Source organism: Pedobacter sp. GSP4, from assembly GCF_051857575.1.
Lineage (GTDB): Bacteria > Bacteroidota > Bacteroidia > Sphingobacteriales > Sphingobacteriaceae > Pedobacter.
The window spans coordinates 327,084-348,705 of record NZ_JBPZIR010000001.1; the positions used below are offsets into that span (position 1 = coordinate 327,084).

18 protein-coding genes are annotated in these 21,622 nt (G+C 40.0%); 13 read left to right on the forward strand and 5 right to left on the reverse strand.

The features are described 5' to 3' along the window. Positions 1 to 286 precede the first annotated feature (286 nt). The 4 genes from ACS5PU_RS01360 (at position 287) to ACS5PU_RS01375 (ending at position 5,519) form a co-directional block, all read left to right on the forward strand. Complete coding sequence (locus tag ACS5PU_RS01360; RefSeq protein WP_439457472.1) at positions 287 to 1,447, forward strand: carboxypeptidase-like regulatory domain-containing protein; 1,161 nt, start codon at positions 287 to 289, stop codon at positions 1,445 to 1,447. A gap of 215 nt (positions 1,448 to 1,662) precedes the next feature. Beyond that, positions 1,663 to 2,724, forward strand: coding sequence for a tetraacyldisaccharide 4'-kinase (gene lpxK, locus ACS5PU_RS01365; protein WP_439457473.1), 1,062 nt, complete (start codon positions 1,663 to 1,665; stop codon positions 2,722 to 2,724). Next, positions 2,696 to 3,511: a purine-nucleoside phosphorylase gene (locus tag ACS5PU_RS01370; RefSeq protein ID WP_439457474.1), complete on the forward strand. Its 816-nt coding sequence runs from the start codon at positions 2,696 to 2,698 to the stop codon at positions 3,509 to 3,511. The genes lpxK and ACS5PU_RS01370 overlap by 29 nt, the downstream gene beginning before the upstream one ends. Position 3,512: 1 nt before the next feature. Next, on the forward strand, positions 3,513 to 5,519 hold the full coding sequence (locus ACS5PU_RS01375) for a putative porin (RefSeq protein WP_439457475.1): 2,007 nt from the start codon (positions 3,513 to 3,515) through the stop codon (positions 5,517 to 5,519). A 73-nt stretch (positions 5,520 to 5,592) separates the two neighbouring features. On the opposite strand, the gene ACS5PU_RS01380 is transcribed toward ACS5PU_RS01375, so the two are convergent. Together ACS5PU_RS01380 and ACS5PU_RS01385 are read right to left on the reverse strand one after the other, a co-directional pair. Beyond that, positions 5,593 to 6,285: a porin family protein gene (locus tag ACS5PU_RS01380; protein WP_439457476.1), complete on the reverse strand. Its 693-nt coding sequence runs from the start codon at positions 6,283 to 6,285 to the stop codon at positions 5,593 to 5,595. 284 nt (positions 6,286 to 6,569) lie between these two features. Continuing rightward, a complete protein-coding gene (locus ACS5PU_RS01385) occupies positions 6,570 to 7,751 on the reverse strand; it encodes an asparagine synthetase B (protein WP_439457902.1) in 1,182 nt (393 codons plus the stop codon). 234 nt (positions 7,752 to 7,985) lie between these two features. Between ACS5PU_RS01385 and ACS5PU_RS01390 the strand changes: the two genes are divergently transcribed. Both ACS5PU_RS01390 and ACS5PU_RS01395 read left to right on the forward strand, forming a co-directional pair. Then, the gene (locus ACS5PU_RS01390) at positions 7,986 to 8,447 is read left to right on the forward strand and encodes a peptidylprolyl isomerase (protein WP_439457477.1); all 462 of its coding nucleotides are present in this window, start codon (positions 7,986 to 7,988) and stop codon (positions 8,445 to 8,447) included. 147 nt (positions 8,448 to 8,594) lie between these two features. Beyond that, positions 8,595 to 9,137 (forward strand): DUF5606 family protein, encoded by a 543-nt coding sequence (locus ACS5PU_RS01395; protein ID WP_439457478.1) that lies wholly within the window; start codon positions 8,595 to 8,597, stop codon positions 9,135 to 9,137. A 58-nt stretch (positions 9,138 to 9,195) separates the two neighbouring features. Here ACS5PU_RS01395 and ACS5PU_RS01400 read toward each other — a convergent pair whose 3' ends face one another. Both ACS5PU_RS01400 and rlmH read right to left on the reverse strand, forming a co-directional pair. Continuing rightward, positions 9,196 to 9,324: a hypothetical protein gene (locus ACS5PU_RS01400; protein WP_439457479.1), complete on the reverse strand. Its 129-nt coding sequence runs from the start codon at positions 9,322 to 9,324 to the stop codon at positions 9,196 to 9,198. Positions 9,325 to 9,410: 86 nt separating this feature from the next. After that, positions 9,411 to 9,884, reverse strand: a complete 474-nt coding sequence (gene rlmH, locus ACS5PU_RS01405) for a 23S rRNA (pseudouridine(1915)-N(3))-methyltransferase RlmH (RefSeq protein WP_439457480.1) — start codon at positions 9,882 to 9,884, stop codon at positions 9,411 to 9,413. 110 nt (positions 9,885 to 9,994) lie between these two features. Between rlmH and ACS5PU_RS01410 the strand changes: the two genes are divergently transcribed. Both ACS5PU_RS01410 and ACS5PU_RS01415 read left to right on the forward strand, forming a co-directional pair. Continuing rightward, positions 9,995 to 11,809, forward strand: coding sequence for a MutS-related protein (locus ACS5PU_RS01410; RefSeq protein ID WP_439457481.1), 1,815 nt, complete (start codon positions 9,995 to 9,997; stop codon positions 11,807 to 11,809). 38 nt (positions 11,810 to 11,847) lie between these two features. Beyond that, entirely contained in the window at positions 11,848 to 12,291 is a 444-nt protein-coding gene (locus ACS5PU_RS01415; RefSeq protein ID WP_439457482.1) for a hypothetical protein, read from the forward strand. Between the two features lie 6 nt (positions 12,292 to 12,297). Here the strand turns inward: ACS5PU_RS01415 and ACS5PU_RS01420 are convergent, their stop codons facing one another. Beyond that, positions 12,298 to 13,182, reverse strand: a complete 885-nt coding sequence (locus tag ACS5PU_RS01420) for an AraC family transcriptional regulator (RefSeq protein ID WP_439457483.1) — start codon at positions 13,180 to 13,182, stop codon at positions 12,298 to 12,300. 242 nt (positions 13,183 to 13,424) lie between these two features. Between ACS5PU_RS01420 and ACS5PU_RS01425 the strand changes: the two genes are divergently transcribed. The 5 genes from ACS5PU_RS01425 to ACS5PU_RS01445 all read left to right on the forward strand — a co-directional run bounded on the left by ACS5PU_RS01425 (position 13,425) and on the right by ACS5PU_RS01445 (position 21,511). Then, a complete protein-coding gene (locus ACS5PU_RS01425; RefSeq protein WP_439457484.1) occupies positions 13,425 to 16,163 on the forward strand; it encodes a DUF1553 domain-containing protein in 2,739 nt (912 codons plus the stop codon). Positions 16,164 to 16,172: 9 nt separating this feature from the next. After that, a complete protein-coding gene (locus tag ACS5PU_RS01430) occupies positions 16,173 to 17,684 on the forward strand; it encodes a DUF1501 domain-containing protein (RefSeq protein WP_439457485.1) in 1,512 nt (503 codons plus the stop codon). A 61-nt stretch (positions 17,685 to 17,745) separates the two neighbouring features. Next, complete coding sequence (locus tag ACS5PU_RS01435) at positions 17,746 to 18,678, forward strand: sugar phosphate isomerase/epimerase family protein (protein WP_439457486.1); 933 nt, start codon at positions 17,746 to 17,748, stop codon at positions 18,676 to 18,678. Between the two features lies 1 nt (position 18,679). Then, on the forward strand, positions 18,680 to 20,074 hold the full coding sequence (locus tag ACS5PU_RS01440; protein WP_439457487.1) for a c-type cytochrome domain-containing protein: 1,395 nt from the start codon (positions 18,680 to 18,682) through the stop codon (positions 20,072 to 20,074). A gap of 99 nt (positions 20,075 to 20,173) precedes the next feature. Then, the gene (locus ACS5PU_RS01445) at positions 20,174 to 21,511 is read left to right on the forward strand and encodes a GH1 family beta-glucosidase (protein ID WP_439457488.1); all 1,338 of its coding nucleotides are present in this window, start codon (positions 20,174 to 20,176) and stop codon (positions 21,509 to 21,511) included. Positions 21,512 to 21,622: the final 111 nt, after the last annotated feature.

Genomic DNA, 21,622 nt, shown 5'->3' on the forward strand with positions numbered 1-21,622 from the left:
AATCTTAAATATCTTAATTCCTTAACAGTAGTTTATAGTTTTTTACCATTAAGAAGTTAAGAAAATTAAGTGCTTAATCTTAAATATCTTAATTCCTTAATGGTAGTTTATGGTTTTTTACACCATTGAGAAGTTAAGAATATTAAGTGCTTAATCTTAAATATCTTAATGCCTTAATGGTTATTTTAAAGTTATCTCCCAAAGTTGTTAACGTTTTATTTAAGAAGAATAATTAAATTACAGCACAAAAATCATATACCTATTAAATAACCGTTCTAATTTACCAATGTGCTGCTCAAAAATCTTATTGTCGCTAATCGCTGCCTTTTTCTTCTTGTTGCCTTGTACCCAGGCGCAAAAAATAATTAAAGGCCATGTTGTTAATGAAGCCAATAAGGCCATAGAATCGGTATCCATTTACAATAAAGAAAAATTAATTGCACTAAGCGACCAAGAAGGAAATTTTACCATAAAAATTGATTCGTTGGATAAAGGTCAGTTGCTTTCCTTTAGTTCGGTTGGTTATGTAACCCGCTCGGTTAAAATTGATGAACAAACCGCAACCGCCAATCTGCTTGTTAAACTGAAAGACCGCTATGTAAATTTAGAGGATGTTCATATTTATGCCCCAAATTTTGTTCAAACTTTGATCAATGATGCGGTAAAACATCTTGCCGATACCGGTGTAGTGAGCAAAACAATGCTTTGCAGGCAATATCTGGTTAGAGATGGTAAGTACAAAACTTTTGCCGAAGGACTATTTGACCTACATACAGATGAATACAAAAACGAGATCAAGCTTCATCTCAACGGTATCAGAAGGCTCAATAACCTCAGTAAAAATACGGCCAACCGCGTTAAGCTCAACTTTGCGGTCGATTTAAGGTTCGAGCTTAAATCTTATTTTGTAGGCAACCTTAACGATAACATGCTGAGCCCAAACAACGATTACGAAATTGAAGGTTTGGTAGAATACGAAGGTGAAAAGTGTTATAAAATTTACTTTAACAAAGCCAGAAATATCCTCTACAAAAGTAGAAATGGATGGATTTACATTACCGCTGATAAACACCTGATTAAAGGCATGGAGAGCAATGTAGCCACCTTAGCCAAAAACATGATCTGGATCAACAAGCAAAACTATAGCATTCAAAATGGCTTATCCAAGCTTACCTCTACCTATTTGAAATGCAATGTAGTGGCAGGGTTATTTTCGGAAGGAGAGCCCTCGGCAGAAATGGAACTGCTTTTTCTCAATGACATCGATCCGGCACAAAAAAACAGCGATAATTTTTCTACATTCAAACTCCGACAGGATTTTTATGAACACCCTAAAAAGAACAATGCTAAACTTTGGGAAGAACTTTATCAGGTAAATCATTTAATCATTCCCCAGGTAATTGTCGAAACCTATAAATCAGATAAGGATATTTTGGAGCAGTTTTAAACAGGTTTATTGGTCATTGGTTCATTAGTTCATAGGTCAATAGTGGATTGGTTAAGATCATCTTCCATCAAACATTTTCCATTCTACATCTTCCATCAAACATTTTCCATTCTAAATCTTCCATCCTTTATTTAAAACCATTTCTGTTGCTTAACGGTTGCTTTATTGGGCTATGCCTTTCTTTTTTAAATAATCAGTATTTTTGAATCCACGTTATGCTATTGAATTACCTGCGCCTTTTATTGCTCCCCTTTTCATTTATTTATGGAATGGCTATTGTTCTCCGGAAAAAGCTGTACGATTGGGGGCTAATGATATCTGTAAAATTCGATCTTCCTGTTATTTGTGTAGGTAATTTAGCTGTTGGCGGATCGGGCAAAACACCAACAACCGAATACCTGGTTAAGCTGTTGGCCGAATATAAAGTGGCTATTTTAAGTAGGGGTTATGGCCGTAAAACCAAAGGCTTTATACTTGCCGATCTCAATTCGACTGCGGAAACGATTGGGGATGAGCCATTGCAGTATTACCAGAAATTTGCCAATATTACTGTAGCCGTTTGCGAAGACCGTGTAAAAGGCATTAACCAACTAAAAGAAAACCACGATCTGATCATCCTGGATGATGCCTTTCAGCATAGGGCGGTACGTGCAGGTTTTAATATCCTGCTTTTTGAGTTCAGAAAATTAGGCACGCTACAGTTTTTGCTGCCTGCCGGGAATTTAAGGGATGTTTTTTCTTCGCGTAAGCGGGCAGATGTGATGCTGGTAACCAAATCGCCGGTGCCCTTGTTGCATGTGGCGCAGCAGGCATCCATAAATGAACTGCAGCCCAATAATAATCAGCCTGTACTGCATGCTTATCTAAAATATGGCGAATTAAAGCAACTGTATAAAAACGAAAGCCTACCACTGGCCGCTATAAAAGATGTTGAAGTTTTCCTTTTAACCGGAATTGCCAACCCCGATCCCTTGATAGAGGAGCTCGAAAAATATAACAAAACCATCAAACATCAAGAATATCCTGATCATTACGCCTTTAAAGAAAGTGATATCAGGAAATTCAAAGCTGCTTTTGAGGCCGGAACCAAAAAAGAAAAAATCATCATCACAACAGAAAAGGATAGCAAACGTTTAAGAGCTACCGGATTTGAAGATTTACTAGTAGATTTACCAGTATATTATTTACCCATCGAGGTAGAATTATTTGAAGAGGATAAGATTACCTTTGACGAACTCATTTTAAATTATGTTAAGAGCAATAGAAGAAACCGTTGAATATATAAAACGTAAAACAGAGAATTTTATGCCCGAAATAGGCATTATCCTGGGCACAGGCTTAGGCGGGCTGGTAAAAGATATCGAAGTTGAACATCAGTTAATGTATTCTAATATTCCAAACTTCCCGATTTCTACTTTGGAATTTCACAGTGGGAAATTAATTTTTGGAACATTAAACGGAAAGAAAATTGTGGCCATGCAGGGGCGTTTGCACTATTACGAAGGTTACAGCATGCAACAGATTACGTTTCCGGTAAGGGTAATGAAAGGTTTAGGCATCGAAAACCTGATTGTTTCTAATGCTGCGGGCTCTTTAAACCCCGAGTTTAGAAAAGGTGACCTGATGATTATTGAAGATCACATTAACCTTCAGCCAGATAATCCATTACGTGGCTTAATTGAAAGCGACCTCGGTCCGCGTTTCCCAGATATGAGCCAGCCTTATAAACGGAGCATTATTGCCAAAGCGCTCGAAATTGCGAAAGATATCGATATTAAATGCCATAAAGGAGTTTATGTAGCCGTTTCGGGACCTAATTTAGAAACCAAGGCTGAGTATAAATACCTGCGTTTAATTGGTGCCGATGCCGTTGGTATGAGCACTGTGCCCGAAGTTATTGTGGCCAACCACGCGGGTTTACCGGTTTTTGCGATCTCGGTACTTACTGACGAGGGTTTCCCTGAAGATTTACAGCCCTTTAACCTGGACGAAATTCTAGAAGCTGCAGCCAAAGCCGAACCGAAAATGACGGAAATTTTAACCCGCTTAATCGCTGAATTATAATATGCGTAAAGTCGTTCAAGTCTGTTTTTTTGTTCTGCTGCTTTTGGGCATCAATAAATCCTTTGCGCAAGATTTAAAAACAAGTGTTGGTACCAATAAAGAACTGGATTCGGTTAGAAAAAAACTCGATTCAGGCAAAGATTCTGTTGTTTTTACCGCTAAATATATCCGCTTTACCAAGCTTTCTCTAACCAAAGATAGTATTGTGCTGCTGCCTTTAGATACGAGTACCGTAAATATCCAGAACTACAGTCCGCTTTTACAGCCCAAACACCCCACCATCAGCAACGGTAACATGGGGCTTTCGGCAAGGCCGCTGTTGTACGAGCCAAGTAAGCGCATTGGCTTTGATGAAGGTTTCCATGCGTTGGATTATTATGCCCTAACGCCCGAAGATATTATCTACTACCAGGCACGTACACCCTTTACCAGTTTGTATTTCGTTAGTGCCGGACAAAAAGAACAGTTGTTCAGGGCCATACACACACAGAATATCAAAAAGAACTGGAATGTTGGGGTTAACTTTAACCGTGGCGATTCAAAAGGCTTTTATGCGAGGCAGCGTGGCGATAATTTAAATGTTGCCGTATTTTCTTGGTATCAATCGCCCAGCAAACGTTACAACATGTGGGCTTCTGCAATTTTTAACACCATGCGTGCCTACGAAAACGGCTCGGTGGTGGCAAAAAATATATTTGAGCCCGATTATACTACCATCAGCAGAGAGGCCGAGCCTGTTAGTTTATCAACAGCACGGAACATGTACAAAAAGAACACTTTGTTTTTAAAACAGACCTATTATGTGGGTAGGATAGATACCTCTGCCAATGTTAATAATGCGGTGCTGCCAACCAATAAGGTTACTTATACCGTTGAGTATAACAATAATACCTACGATTTTTTTAAAAATGAATCGGATATCAACAATGTTATGCCTCCGGGTATTGCCAGTACGGTGTTTACCAATGATTCTACACGCGTGCAGCATCTGAAAAATGAATTTATTTATAGTTTCTTTTTGAGGCCAAAAAACTCGTCGGTAATTAAAAATGAACTAAAAGTTGATGCAGGTATCAGGCATGATTATTTTAAGCATCAGTTTTTGGGTATTAAGGCCGATGGAACAAACTACGAACAGAGCCGTTTTGCCTATCAGAACATCACTGTTTTAGGGGCTGCGGGCTACCGTTTTTCTAACAATATCGATTTTAATTTAGATGTGCAGCAGATATTGCAGGGAGAAAATGCCGGCGATTATTTGTACGAGGCCAAAAGTAAAATCCTGTTGGGTAAATCTATCGGAAGGATTGAGCTTGGTGCATATGCGCAGAACCAGAGTCCGGCTGCAATTTTTGATTATTACCACGGTAACCACTATAAATGGAACAATACCGATTTTAAAAACACCAAAATTGCCAATTTATCTTTCAATTATGTAAACGATAAATATGGTTTAATTGCTGGGGCAAAATATTTCTTAACCAGTAATTACCTGTATTTTGCTGCCGATTATAGCAATGGTACCAATTCTATTTTACCCCAACAGGCTACTGCCGATATCAGTTTAATCAGGATAGATGTATCGAAAAAATGGCGTTTTGGCAAGTTTGCTATGGAAAACTACGTGGCTTACCAAAAAACAGATAAAAATTCGGTTTTAAGAACTCCTGAGCTTTATACCTACAATAGCATTTATTTTGATAATACCTTTTTTAAGGTGTTAAAGGCCAATATTGGCTTTGATGTTCGGTACAATTCAGAATATGCAAATTATTTATACTCGCCGGCAACTGCACAGTTTTATATAGACGAGCGTAATCCTACAAATTTATCTTCAAAACCAATTGTCGATGTGTTTTTTAAGGCGAATTTAAAAAGGGCCAATCTTTTTATCAAATACGATTTTGTAAACCAGGGCCTTTTCCAAAAAGGATACTATACCGTAAACAGATACCCAATGCAGGATGCGCTGTTAAAGTTTGGTGTAAGCTGGAATTTTTACGATTAAACGGCAAATATCAAGCATAAAAAAACCTGTTACGTTATCCGTAACAGGTTTTTATTTTTAAAGATTTTTTCTCTTAGAAAGAATAACCTACTGATAAACCAATTACACGGTTTTTTAATTTGTTATCAGATGACCTTTTATCATCAGGTACTAAGTTAGATAAACCAAGACCGTAGTTTGCACCAACTAAAAAGCCTGAAGTTGTTCTGTAAGCTAAGCCGAAGTTTGCACCAAAATCAATGCTGTTCAAATCATCATTATTGGTTTTACCAAATTCTAAATCTCTGTCGTTGTAAGTAGTACCGGTAACCAGTGGGTTAGAATAAGTTCCGGTGTATTTATTTTTACCAGAAATGTTAAAACCGATGTATGGTCCTGCACTGATCTGTACAGCTCCTGCATCTCCTGTTGGGATACGTACCACAGCATTAATCGGAACTTCGATAGCCATAACATCTTGTTTAAATGTTCCGGTGCTGGTAGTAGAACCAACTGTGGTTACGCTTTCAACTTTTGCACCTTTATTCTGTAATGAAATTCCAGGTTGGATAAAGAAGTTGTTGCCTACTCCAAAATCGCCAAATGCAGTTACATTATAACCAACATTATTTTTGTAATCCAGGTCGTATGCACCTGTACCGCTATAGCTCGAAAGGTTAACGCCGGCTTTTAATCCAAAACGGGCTGTTTCACTTGTGGTTTTTGTTTGTGCAAATGCACCTGTTGCCAATAATAAAACTGAAGCGCTTAATAATAACTTTTTCATAATATTTTTCTTTTAGAACTATCTTGTTTAAAAAATGCAGGCTATAAACCTGTGTTAATTACAAGCCTCAATTCCAAAAGCTGTGCCAAAGTATCAAGTGTGTTACATTTAGATTTCTAATGTGCTGGTTTACAGCGCTGTTTTTGTGGTGTTTAAGCATTGTACGCCAAGCAGCTGATAGGTAGTATAGCTGTTTCTTATTGTATACAGAATAGGAATATTAGCCAGAATTTGGAAAATATTCGCCTTAAAACGAATAATCCCAGAAACGTTGGTCAGAAAAACTATGTTTTTTGGGGTTTCTTTTTTGCTGCTGGGAAAAGCACATTGTTTAAAATGAGGCGATAGCCTGGCGAGTTTGGATGCAGGTTTAAATCGGTAGGAGGATCGCCTACGGCATGCTGGTAATCTTCTGGGTCGTGACCACCGTAAAAAGTAAATTGACCTTTACCAATTTCGCCATGTAGGTACCTTACTTCTGCTGCACCTTTATTTTCGCCCAAAACAGTAACACTCGTTTTAACCAAACTTTTTCTAAAGGCGGTAGTCTGTCCCATAAAACCTTTAATCACCTTATCATGGTCTTGGGTAAGCATGGTAGGTACAAGATCCCATTTGGCCGAAAAATCAAAGAGCGTAAAATAATCGTTGGTTTGGTTCAGTGTACGCGTTTGGGTAGCATCAATATCCGAAAATTCATAATTCATCGGATTGTTATCGAGCTTAAAATTCTGGAAAGCCAACGTTTTACTAAAATCAAGCTTGGCCTGTGCATTGGGGTCGGCGGCATCGCCATCAAACATCTGTGCGCAAATATCTACACCCTCGGCCGCAAGTGCAATATCGAAACTATCGGTGCCTGAGCACATGGCAAATAAAAAGCCTCCGCCGGCACAGTACTCTTTAATATGTTTGGCAACAGCCAGTTTCATTTCCGAAACTTTTTTAAAGCCCATCCTTTTGGCCAGGGTTTCTTGGTTTTTAACATCTTCCTGGTACCAGGTGGCGTATCTGAAATTTGCCCAAAAGCGGCCGTACTGTCCTGTAAAATCTTCATGGTGCAAATGCAGCCAATCATATTTGCTCAGTTTATCCTGCAAAATATCATCATCATATATTACATCGTAGGGAATTTCGGCATAGGTTAAAACCAATGTAACGGCATCATCCCAGGGTAATTTGCTTTTAGGCGAATAAACGGCAATTTTAGGCGTTTTCTCTAATTTAACCATTTCCATGTTTACCGATGGATCGCTGATTTCATTCAACAGGTTGGTTACCTTTCCATCCGCCATCACTTCGTACGATACGCCTCTTATTTTTAGCTCATCTTCAACTGTTTTATTGTATTTAATCAGAAAGCTCCCTCCACGGTAGTTTAAAAGCCAATCAACCTCTAGCTGTTTACTAATGGTCCAATAGGCAATGCCATACGCTTTAAGGTGGTTTTTCTGGTCTTCATCCATGTAAATTAACAATGATGAAGCCTTGGCACCAAAAGCACAGAGCAGGCAGATAAGGAGGATATAATATTTCTTTGTCAAAACCAATTTGCTTAAAACACTAAAATACCTCATTTATACTGTATAGAAAAATTTAATGATGTTATAAGTTATACAATTTTGTTATTTTTGCCCTCTACTAAAAAAAGCCATAAACTTTTTTGGTAAGTTAAATTTAAATTTAGTACCGATATTGATATGAGTAAAGCAATAATAAAAACAGAAAAAGGCAACATGACTGTAGAGTTCTACGAAAATGATGCGCCAAAAGCAGTTGCAAACTTTAAAAAACTAGCTAAAGAAGGCTTTTATGATGGTGTAACTTTTCACCGTGTAATTCCTAACTTTATGGTTCAGGGCGGATGCCCAAATTCAAAAGATCCAGCTAAAGCACATTTAGCAGGTACAGGTGGCCCAGGTTACAAAATTGATTGCGAGCTTGATGGCGAAAACCAGTTTCACGACCGAGGTGTGTTATCAATGGCACATGCAGGCCGCAATACCGGAGGTTCACAGTTTTTTATCTGCCACAGCAGAGCAAATACAGCACATTTAGACCGTAACCATACTTGTTTTGGGAAAGTAGTTGAGAATGTTGATATTGTAGATGATATCCGTCAAGGTGATAAAATTTTAAACATTGAAGTTTTAGAAGATTAAGAGCGTAAAGCGTTTGGCGGTAAGCGTATTGATTATACATACATTTCAGCCATCTAAATTTTATAACATTGAAAAACGCGTTGAGCGTTTGGCTAAGCGCTTTGTTGTGCTAACCGCCAACCGCTAGCCGCTTAACACACATATAATATGAACTTAAGAGGAATTGTTGCCGTATCTGGCAGACCAGGTTTATTTAAACTGGTTGGACAAAATAAAGTAGGATACATTTTAGAGGGTTTAGATGCTCAAAAAGCTAAAATTGTAGCCAACATCACCAACACGAAATTAGCTTCGTTAGAAGATATTACGGTTTATGGTGAAGAAGAAGAAATTAAATTGGCTGATATTTTTGCTAAAATTTCGGAAAAAGGATCTACTCCTGATCTGAAAGGCGATTTACGTGCTTATTTTCTTGAAGTAGCGCCAGGTCACGATCAGGAAAAAGTGTATGCTTCGGATATGAAGAAAATCATTACCTGGTATAACCTGTTAAAAGATCTGCCTTTGTTTACCGAAGAAACACCAGAAACCCCTGGTACACCAGCTGAAGTAAAACTTTCGGAAGAAAAGGCTGCTTCGGACAAAAAACAGAAAGCTACGGGATCTAAAGCATCGGCAAGTGCCAAAGCAACAACTAAGACTTCAGCTCCAGCTAAAAAAGCGAGCATGACAAGTAAAAAAGGCGTTTAAAATTTTTTACGACAATATAAAAAACACCAGGCTATTCGTCTGGTGTTTTTTTATGGTATTAATCCAGGAAATACCAAAGCACCGCTACAATAACCAGTGAAACAATGATGCTGATCCACAGGTTTTTATTGTTTCCGTTCTGATTGCTTTTGTACCGGTATTCGCGTTTATATTTATCTAGTAGCATAATTTCTTTTATTTAATGATGATATTAATCTTGTTTTTCCATACCTCAACCACATTTTCCATCTCCAATTCACCATTTTCCATTTGTTAAGCGTGATGGTAAGGTTCTCCTTTTAAAATACTAAAGCCACGGTAAAGCTGCTCTACAAAGAATAACCTGATCATCTGGTGCGAAAATGTCATGTCAGACAAAGAGATTAAGCCATTGGCCCTTTTGTAAATGCTTTCGTCAAATCCGTAAGGTCCGCCAATAATGAAAATTAAATGCTGCACACTGCCAATCATCTGTTTGTTTAAGTAGTTGGAAAACTCAACAGAAGAATACTTTTTCCCTTTTTCATCCAATAAAATAACAACATCGCCATTATTGATTTGTTTGTGCAGCAGCTCGGCCTCTTTGGCCTTTTGTTGGGCTTCGCTTAGGTTCTTAACGTTTTTTACATCGGGTAAGGGCAAAAAACTAAAGTTAATGTAGTGCTTTAGGCGGTTAATGTATTTATCAATGCCTTCAATTAGGTATTTATCTTCGGTTTTGCCAATGGCGATTAAAGTAATCTTCATTTAATATTTTGCCTATCTTTAGAATTTCGAGATCCAAACTTAGAGAAATTGTAACAAAAAAGACAATCTATCGATCTTATACCTCCGAAAATATACACAGCGAAGCACCCATGTTAAAACAACAGACCGAAATAATAGCCGGATATGAACAGAAAATTAAGGAAGTTACCTCAGATATTGCACAGACCAAAAAACTGATTGACCAGCTCTCTTTGATCAGGGTAGGTTTGTTTTTGATCGAAATCCTATTTTTTATCCTATTGGTACGCTCGGCTGATGATAATTTGCGCACATTAATTCAACTGGGGTTGATTTTGCCCATAATTGCTTTTGCTTTTATTGTGCGTAGGCAAAGTAAGCTCGACCGCGAAATTGATTATAAAAAACAGCTTTTATGGGTTTACCAGAATGAGTGGAATATTTTAAACGGTGCTTCTAATGGTTACGATCATGGCAAAGCCTTCGAGTCTGAGCTGCATGCTTATACGGCCGATCTTGATATTTTTGGAACGGCATCCCTATTTGCACTGGTTAACCGCTGTAGTACCAAAAATGGGAACAGCCTATTGGCGAAAAATCTGGCAGAAAAATCTGTTAGGGATAAAATGCTGCAACGTCAGGAATCGGTGAAGGAAATAATGGATAAGATAGGCGAAACCTATAGTTTTAGGGCAAACCTCCATGGCTACGATCCCGATAAAATAGAACAGATTAAAACACAGTTAAAAAGCCAGCTAGGCGAACAACTGGAATTTGTAAAAAATAAGTTTTTAAGGTTTTATGTTAAGCTGGTGCCTTATATTTCTATTGGACTGGTATTAGCGGCAATTTTTATCAGCGCTGCTTTTTGGAAGTTATTGGCCCTGTTATTTGTGGTGCACACCGGCTGGAATGTTTTGTTGAACGCCAAAATTACCAAGGTGTTTTACTCATTTGGTGGCAGCTCTAACCTATTAAATGGCTATGCCAGCGCTATTTTATGGACAGAAAACCAAAATTGGAAGAGCGCTTATACCCTAAGCTTACTGGATACTAAAATTCCGGTGAGTAAAGAAATCAGAGCCCTATCTAAAATTATCCAAAATTTCGATGCACGGTTAAATATCCTAGTAGGAGGCATATTAAACGCACTGTTTTTATGGGATTTAAAGTGCTGCATCAGTTTGGATAGCTGGTACAAGTCATCTTCAAACGATGTGGTATCGGCGCTCGATCATTTAGGCGATTTCGAAGAACTGATTTCGTTTGCCACCACGGCCTACAATCAGCCTGATTGGGTTTTTCCGGTAATTAGCAATCAGTTTAGCTTGGCTGTTACTCAAATAGGGCACCCGCTCATTAAAAAGCAATTGCGGATAAACAACGATTTCCGTTTGGCCGAAAAACCTACGGTTGATATTGTAACGGGCTCTAACATGGCGGGTAAAAGTACTTTTCTCCGTACTTTGGGCATTAATATGGTTTTGGCTTACGCCGGTGCACCGGTTTGCGCTGAGGCCATGCAACTATCGGTTTTCTCAATCAATACCTATATGCGGATAAAAGATTCGCTGAACGAAAGCACGTCTACTTTTAAGGCCGAGCTGAACCGTTTAAAAATGATTTTAGATAACGTAGTTAAAGATAAAGATACTTTTGTGCTGATTGATGAAATGCTGCGTGGCACAAATAGCAGGGATAAATACCTGGGATCGAAGGTTTTTGTGCAGAAACTGATCGCCGAAAAAACACCGGCATTATTTGCTACCCACGATCTGCAACTGGCCGATCTGATTGCCGATTATCCGGATACTGTGCGTAATTTCCACTTCGATATCCAGATCACCAAAGGGGAAATGAAATTCGATTATCTACTAAAAGCAGGTCCATGTAAAACATTTAATGCCGCGATTTTATTAAACGAAATTGGCTTAAGCCTGGATTAATACAGGAATTAACCCTTATTTAAATTATACCTGATCTCGTGAAACAAGCGCTCCTGTTTACCCTTAAAGTTACCCTAACTACCTTATTATTTTGCTTACCGGTTACCTTTGCGGTAATGGTGACCTACCTTAAACTGTTGCCCATATTTGCCTCAAATTATAATTACAACTTCAATTTAGATCTGACAGATGCCCTTGTATTTATTGTAATGGTATTTTGCGTACTTCTATTTAATATGCGGAAAATTGACGGCTCAGTGCAGGCTGCTTACAACAAACGCATCATTACCAAACGTGCACTGTGGATTTCGATAGGGCTTTTTATCATTTACCTTTTAATTATAGGTGAACTAAAAGAACTTTCTGTTGATGGATTTTTGATTACCTATGGCCCTTCATTTTTGATTATGTGGCTTTGCATGCGGATTTTTCCGCTTCATAATGAGGCTCGGGCAGATGGTAATATCCCATTTTCCCTGTAAAAAATATCAATTAAACCTATTGTCGCGGTATTGCTTTGGCGATGTACCCATAATGCTGGAGAACAGCCGGCTAAAGTAATATGGATCGTTAATGCCGATTTTTGCCGCAATTTCGCTGATCCGCAGGTTGGTAAAGCGCAGATATTGGGTAGCCTGTTGTATTTTGAGCTGGTTAAAATAATCGATGGGAGAAGTGCCGGTCTGTTTTTTGAAAGAAGCCGAAAAATAGGATGGGGACAAATAAATGGCCAAAGCTATTTCCTTTAAACTGAGTGGTTTTTCAATGTTGTTGCGCATAAAATCTATCGCCTCTTCAATTTTGTTGGGGCCTGCATTGTTATCGCTCATACTCTGCCTGTCGGCATAAACAAATTCGGCCAGGTACCTATGGAAACATAAATTGGCATAAATAATATTTTCTCGGCTAAAACCTCTTTCAAATCTGTTGTAAATAGAATTGAATATCGTTGTGCGTTCTTCATCAAAACCCGAATAGGATTTGTAGCCCTGTAAATGCTTAACAAGTGAATCGGCACCCGTACCATAAAAATGAAACCAATAGATTGTCCATGGTAACATTACATCTGCCTGGTAAATGTGCGGTGTTTTTTTTGGAATGATGATAAAATTACCAGCTTCGATCTTATATTCCATGCCATTGAATATAGCTGTCCCTTTCCCTTCAAAACAATAGATCAGGATATGCTGTTCAGCTCCATTTTTGCGTTCACAATAGTGATTTTGTGCTTTTTTATAGTACCCGATATCAGTAATATACAACGCGCTGATTACCTCGTCCTTTACGCAAAGCTTATTTAAAACATTTTTTGGAATGATAATGGCTTTTTGAACTTCAAACTCACTTTTCTTCCTGATGGGCTGCTTTTTCATGCGTAATTTCTTTACCTGGAATATTCTAAATTATAACAAAAAGTAATATAATCCATTTTTTGAGCAAGTTAGTACATTTTTGTGCTTTGTTTTTTTCTTGATCTTTGGTTTAACAGAAACAGGAAAGCAGTGTTTTAGCTTAATAATGCCTCTTGTTATGTTTATGATTATTGTTTAGCTTAATTTAACTTTGTATACAAATACAAAACTGCTAAAAAATATTTTAAATCCATACTAACCAAATGTTACCGAAAAAGAAAATCATCTTTGCTACTGGCTTTGTGCTGGTTGCTATCGCCTTAATTGCTTTTTCTCTTCTTTCATCAGAGAAGCAGGTCGATTTTAACACACAGGTTAAGCCGATACTCAATAAAAAATGTATTTCGTGCCATGGTGGTGTAAAGCAGCAGGGTGGCTTTAGCGTATTGTTTAGAGAAGAAGCCTTGGCGAAAACCAAAAGTGGTCATCCGGCCATTATTCCAGGCAACCCTGAAGATAGTGAATTTATCAAAAGGCTAAAATCAGACGATCCCGAATTGCGGATGCCTTATAAACATCCCGCACTTAATAATGATGAAATCGATATTTTAAGCGCCTGGATTAAACAGGGTGCAAAATGGGGTAAGCACTGGGCTTATGTGAGTGTAAAAGCAACTGAGGTTCCCGATGTAGCAAACAGTTGGGTGCGTAACGATCTGGATAAATTTATTCTGGCCAAACTGGATGAGCAAGGGCTTAAACCTGCTAAAACTGCAGATAAGGCTACTCTGTTGAGAAGGGTAAGTCTGGATCTGATCGGTACCTATCCTTCAGCTAAATTGGCTGCAACATATCTGGGCAGTACGGATGAAGAACGTGCTTATAATGTATTGGTTGATAGTTTATTGGCTTCGCCTAAATTTGGTGAGCGTTGGGCCTCCATGTGGTTGGATATTGCACGTTATGCCGATACCAAAGGTTACGAAAGCGATCCAAACCGCAACATTTGGAGCTATAGAGATTGGGTAATTAAGGCCTACAATCAGGACATGCCTTACAACAAGTTCATTACCGACCAGATTGCTGGCGATTTGTTTCCGAACCCAACCGATGCACAATACATTGCCACGGCGTTTAGCCGCAATACGCCTACCAATGATGAGGGCGGAACCAATAATGAGGAGTTTAGGACCGCTGCAGTTTTAGATCGGGTAAATGCAACCTGGGAAGGTTTAATGAGCACTACTTTTTCTTGTGTACAATGCCATAGCCATCCTTACGATCCCTTTAAACATGATGAATACTATAAGTTTATGTCGTATTTTAACAATACCAGAGATGAAGATGTATCGGCAGAATACCCTTTGTTAAGGAATTTTAATGATAGCCTTAAAAATCAGCTCGATAAACTGGTTGGTTGGGTTAAAGGCGTTTCGGGTAAAGAGAGGGCTGCGGCTGTAGAACTGTTTTTGAAAACCGGGCAGCCGGCTATAAATTCTACCACAGCAGATGAATTGGTTAACTCGGTAATCGGCAATCATAATATTGCACTGTTCTTTAAAAACAGCTCATCGGCCAGGTTAAAATCGGTTAACCTACAGGATGTAGATCAGCTGATTTTGCGCTATAACTGTAGCAAACCAAATGGTACCATGAGCCTACATCTGGGCTCGCCAAACGGCCCTGCACTCAAATTGTGGAAAGTGGCCGATACCAAGGGCTACCAGAACATAACGGTCGATTTTGCCAAGCAGAGCGGGGTAAAGGATGTGTATCTGAAATACAGCAATCCATCGGTAAAAAATCCGGATGAGTTTATGGTGTACTTCGATTGGTTTTATTTTACACAGCAATTTCCAGGACAGGGCAAACCAGATTATGCAGCCTATAAAAAAACTTTTACGGATTTAATGAATGCCAGTGTGCCAACCACACCAGTTATGGTCGAAAACCCGCAGAGTATGCAGCGTAAAAACTTTGTGTTTGAGCGCGGGGCATGGACATCGAAAGGTAAGGAAGTAAAAGTTGGTGTACCCAATTCGTTGGCTTTTGCTATGCCTGCAAACGCACCCGCCAACCGGATGGGCCTGGCCATGTGGCTTACCGATAAAAGAAATCCCTTAGTATCCAGAACAATGGTAAACCGGTTATGGGAGCAGTTATATGGTGCAGGTTTGGTAGAAACCCTCGAGGATATGGGTACGCAGGGAATGGCGCCAACGCATCAGGAACTGTTAGATTTTATGGCTTACCAGTTAATGTATACATACAATTGGAGCATTAAAAAGATGCTTAAGGAGATGGTCATGATGGCTACTTACCGCCAGGACAGTAAGGTATCAGAAGAGTTGAAAGAAAAAGACCTGTTTAATAAGTTTTATGCCCGTGGCTCGCGGGTAAGGCTAAGTGCCGAACAGATCAGGGATCAGAACCTGGCTGTTTGTGGCGTGCTAAGCAATAAGATGTATGGCCCACCGGTAATGCCATGGCAGCCCGAGGGCATCTGGTTTTCGCCTTACAATGGTTCAAAGTGGGTAACGAGCGGTGGAGAAGAACAATATAGAAGGGGGATTTACACCTATTGGAAACGCACAGCCCCATATCCATCGGCTATTGCTTTTGATGGTGCATCGAGGGTAGTTTGTAGCCCACGCAGAATCCGTACCAACACGCCGTTGCAGGCTTTAGTTACCCTAAACGATAGTGTTTATATCGATATGGCCCGGAAACTGGCTGTGCGCATGGAAAAGGATGGAGGAAACAGTAATAAATCTAAAATTGCCAAAGGCTACGAACTGATCCTATATAAAACTATTCCAGAAAGCAGGTTGAAAATATTTGAAGAGCTGTATGCAAAAGCCTTTACTGAGTTTAAAAGGAATGCGGCAGGTGTATCGGCCTTTATGGGCGATAAACAAAAGAAATATAAACCAGAAGAGGCAGCAATGGTTTTGGTAGCCAATGCCATGCTTAATCTGGATGAGGTAGTTACCAAAAATTAACTGATCGGTATGACAAGAGATGAGCTTAACGCACATAGATTAATTAAGGAAGCGCAAGAGGCCAATGCCCACATGCATTCGAGGCGCCATTTTTTAAAAGAAAGTGCAATGGGTTTGGGCGCCCTGGCCATGGGATCACTATTGGGGAGCTGCGGCAATCTTTTTTCCAGTCCGCAAACTAAAATTGCCTACGATCCCGCACATCCTTTACTGCCAAAATCGCCACCATTGGTTGGAAAGGCAAAAAGTGTAATTTATTTACATATGGCAGGTGCACCTTCGCAATTGGAGCTATTCGATTTTAAGCCAGAATTAATGAAAATGGATGGTCAGGATTGTCCGCCATCATTACTCGCCGGCAAAAAGTTTGCCTTTATTACCGGGGTGCCCAAAATGCTGGGGCCACAGGCTACCTTTGCAAGGCATGGACAATCTGGTGCTTTGGTAAGCGATAATTTGCCCCATTTTTCTACGATGGTAGATGATGTAAGCTTTTTAAAAGCGGTAAAAACCGATCAGTTTAACCATGCACCCGCCCAGTTATTGGTACATACAGGTTCGCCCCGTTTAGGCAGGCCGAGCATGGGCAGCTGGGTAACCTATGGTTTAGGTTCCGAAAATCAGAATCTGCCTGGCTATGTGGTGCTTACCAGTGGCGGTAGTTTTCCTGATGCAGGGAAAAGTGTATGGGGAAGTGGCTTTTTGCCTTCCGTTTATCAGGGGGTACAATGCCGTAGCGAGGGCGATCCGGTACTGTTTATCAAAGACCCCGAGGGGATGAACAGAGATTTGCGAAAAGCTTCGATAGATGCCATAAACAAAGCAAACGAACAACAATACCAGGAATATAACGACCCTGAAATTTTATCGCGTATTGCGCAGTACGAAATGGCCTACCGCATGCAGATATCGGCTCCAGAAGTGATGAACATTAACGATGAACCGGCCTATATCCACGAAATGTATGGTACACAGCCAGGAAAAAGCTGTTTTGCAAATAATGTGCTGCTTGCCCGTAAATTGGTAGAAAAAGGTGTACGTTACATTCAGCTGTTCGATTGGGGCTGGGATGCGCATGGCGATAACCCCAACAACTCATTAAATATCGGACTTAAAAATAAATGCAGAAGTATTGATAGGCCTATTACCGCCTTACTGCTCGATTTAAAACAGCGTGGACTGCTCGAAGAAACCTTGGTGGTTTGGGGCGGCGAATTTGGGCGTACACCGATGATGGAGAACCGCAACGGGATACAAAATCCGTTCAAGGGCAGGGATCATCACACCGAGGCATTTACAATATGGATGGCCGGTGGGGGCGTTAAAAAAGGCTTCACGCACGGCGAAACCGACGAAATAGGTTATAGCGCCATTAGCGGTAAAGTAGATGCATTTGATATCCAGGCGACCATTTTAAACCAGCTGGGCTTTGATCACGAACAGTTTACCTATCCATTTCAGGGCCGTCCGTTCCGGTTAACCGATGTAGCCGGAAAAGTAATCTCAGAAATTGTGGCCTAGCATGCTTAGTTCAATTAACAGTTAATCATTCATTCACTCACTCAATCACCCATTCAATTCTATGTCTCAAACCAGAAGGAAATTCTTACAAAATACTGCGGTGGTAACAGCGGCTTCTTTTATCGCGCCGATTGGTAATTTAAATGCAAACGAACCTAGGCATATCAAGCCTAAAGCTGGCTACGAACTGTTGTTTATGCAAACCGATTGGGGTTTTGAAGGTACAAGGGATGAATTTTGTGCAGCCGCTAAAAAAGAAGGATATGAAGGGATTGAGGTATGGTGGCCTGCTGAAACTGCGGCTCAAAAAGAGCTTTTCGATGCGGCTAAAAAGCACGGTTTGCAGATTGGTTTTTTGTGCGCGGGCTCCAGTGTAAATCCTGCAGAGCATTTCACACAATTTAAAAGTAATCTGGATGCCATTTGTGCTAACACCTATCAGAAACCGGTTTACATCAACTGTCACTCGGGCAAAGATTATTTCAGCTATGAGGATAACAAAAAGATTATCGATTATGTAACTGCTAAAGCGAAGGCAACAGGCATTGCTATTTACCATGAAACACACCGCGGCAGGATGATGTTTGCGGCCACAATAGCCAGAAATTTTGCTGAAAAGAATCCTGATATACGTTTTACGCTCGATATTTCGCACTGGTGTGCTGTGCACGAAAGTTTATTGTCGGATCAAAAGCAGACCATAGATCTCATCCTGGAAAAAACAGACCATATCCACTCGCGCATTGGACACCCAGAAGGGCCGCAGGTTAACGATCCGCGCGCACCAGAATGGACCAATGTGGTAAAAGCACATTTGGCCTGGTGGGATAAAGTAATTGAACGTAAAAAACAGAAAGGCGAACGGATGACCATTCTTACCGAGTTCGGGCCGGCCGATTACATGCCAACTTTGCCTTACACCCGCCAACCGCTTGCCGATCAATGGGGAATAAACGTATACATGATGAATTTATTAAGAAAGAGATACCAATAAGATGCTAGAATTTTTCGGTCGTTTCCATCCGGTTTTTGTCCACCTTCCCATTGGGATTTTACTGCTTGCCTGTATCTGCATCCTCTTATCTTGCTGGGCAAAGTTTAACAGTTTAAAACCAGCCATTCACCTGATGTTGCTGTTTGGCGCACTGAGTGCCATTGTTTCGTGCCTCACCGGATATTTTTTGGCCAATAATGGAGATTATGATGGTAAATTGGTGAGTAACCACCAGTGGATGGGAATAAGCGTGGCCATAATTGCTTCAGTTTTATGGGCGGTTTATCAAAAAGTTAAAGCCAATTGGGCATTGGGTACAATTGCTACGGTGCTTATCGTGTTGATATCAATTACAGGCCATATGGGCGGTTCTTTAACCCATGGGGCCGATTATTTAACGGCACCGCTTAAATCGGGCGCAACAAAAGGAGGAGCGGCCATTCCACCAATCCCGAATGTTCAAGAAGCCTTCGTTTATCAGCAGGCCATTCAACCTTTGCTTAAAAATAGATGTTACAGTTGCCATGGTAGCGAAAAACAAAAAGGAAAATTGAGGTTAGATGAAGAACAATATATTTTAAAAGGAGGAGAGGATGGGGCTGCTGTTGTAAAAGGCAGGGCCGATGAAAGTGAACTGATTAAAAGGATTTTGCTGCCACTGAGTAATGAAGATCATATGGCGCCGAAAGAAAAACCCCAGCTTACCGCCAATGAAATTGCTTTGTTAAAGTGGTGGATTGATAATGGTGCCGATTTCAAAAAGAAATTTAAAGATCTGCCCCAAACCGAAGCCATGAAGCCTATTTTGACAGCCCTGCAAAAAGGGGAAAATGCGGGAGGCGAAAATAAGGTGAGCGATATCCCGGCTGAAGAAGTAAGTAGGGCTGATGATAAAGTATTGAAAAAAATCAACGATTTGGGGATTACGGTTATTCCGGTAGCCCAAAATACCAATTACTTATCGGCTAATTTTATCAATGCCACATCCATGGGTAAAGACGTGCTCGAACTGATCAAATCCATACAAAAACAATTGCTCTGGCTAAAATTGGAAAATAGTCAGGTTACCGATAAAACGCTGGCTACCATTAAAAATTGTAAAAATTTAACGCGTTTAAGTTTAAACTATACTGCTGTAACCGACGCCGGCATAAGTCAGCTTAAAGATTTAGAAGAGTTACAATCGCTCAGCTTAGTGGGAACCAAGGTTAGCCTTAACGGTATTAACCAACTTAAAAAACTCAAAAAATTAAAGTTTCTTTATTTGTACCAAACAGCTGTTAATCAGAAAGACCTTGCCGAAATTAAAAAGCTATTGCCAAAGGTAAATTTAGATACGGGTAATTACACTGTGCCGAAACTTCCGCAGGATACGATGGTGATCAAAGCACCTTAGCTATATTTGTTGTAATAAAAGCATAAATTAACTATTGTGTTGATAGTTAATGATTTGTTAATATTAAACTTGCAACTTATGGCAATTAATGTATAAACAATGATTAAGGCAAGCGATTTCGGCTCAAAGTTTATCTGGGGAGTGGCCACTGCTGCAGCTCAAATTGAAGGTACAGCAAGCCAGTACGGCAAAGGGCCTTCTATTTGGGATACATTTACCGCTAAAAATGGTAAAATTAAAAAGAACCATAAATTAGACCCCGCATGTGACTTTTATCACCGGTATGCAGAAGATGTTGCGCTGGTAAAATTGTTGGGTTTTACCGTTTTCCGGTTTTCTATCGCTTGGTCGAGGATTTTACCAAACGGTCGGGGGGAAGTTAACCAGGAAGGTATCCGTTTTTACCACAATTTAATCGATGAGTGCCTGTCAAATGGAATCACGCCCTACATTACCCTTTATCATTGGGATCTGCCGCAGGCCTTAGAAGATGAGGGCGGGTGGACAAGTTTTAGCATTAACGCAGCCTTTAATGCTTTTGTAAGTATTTGCGCTATGGAATATGGCGATAAGGTAAAAAACTGGATCGTATTGAACGAACCCTTTGGCTATACCTCATTGGGTTATATGTTGGGCGTACATGCACCAGGCAAAACAGGCTTAAGCAATTTCTTTCCGGCAGTTTTACACACAGCGCTTGCACAGGCAGAAGGCGGAAAAATTTTACGTGCAGAAATCAGCAAAGCCAATATCGGTACTACTTTCTCCTGCTCAGAAATAATTCCATATACCCAAAGCGATAGCGATCTGCTTGCCGCAAAACGGGTAGATACCTTAATGAACCGCCTTTTTATCGAACCTACGCAAGGAATGGGTTTCCCAACCGCCAATTGGGATGTATTGGAGAAATTCCAGATTGAATATGGAACCTGGCGCCTTCAGGAAAGGATGAAATTTGATTTCGATTTTATCGGCCTTCAGAATTATTTTCCATTAGTGGTAAAATACAACGCTTTTATTCCGGTAATACAGGCATGGGAAGTAAAGGCTAAAAGTAGAAAAAAGCCCCACACGGCAATGGGCTGGGAAATAAATGCCGATAGCTTTTATAATATCATTAAGCAGTTTGCTGCTTACCCAAATGTTAAAAATATAATGATTACCGAGAATGGGGCGGCTTACCATGACAAAATTAGTAATGGCAATGTAGTTGATGCAGAACGGATAGCTTATTTTGAACTGTATTTACAGGCTCTTTTGAAAGCTAAAAAGGAAGGCATTAATATTACAGGTTACATGGCCTGGACCTTGATGGATAATTTTGAATGGGCCGAGGGATTTAATGCCCGCTTTGGTTTGGTACACACCGATTTCCACACCTTAAAAAGAACAATAAAATATTCGGGATACTGGTGGCAGGAGTTTTTGAAGGTTTAAGCGTTTCCCATGCTGTAAGGTATGAAATAGTTATGCCTGCTAAACAGGTTATTGGTAACTGGTTAAAGCAAAAAGAGGCTGCATCTTGTAATTAAGATGCAGCTTAAAGCA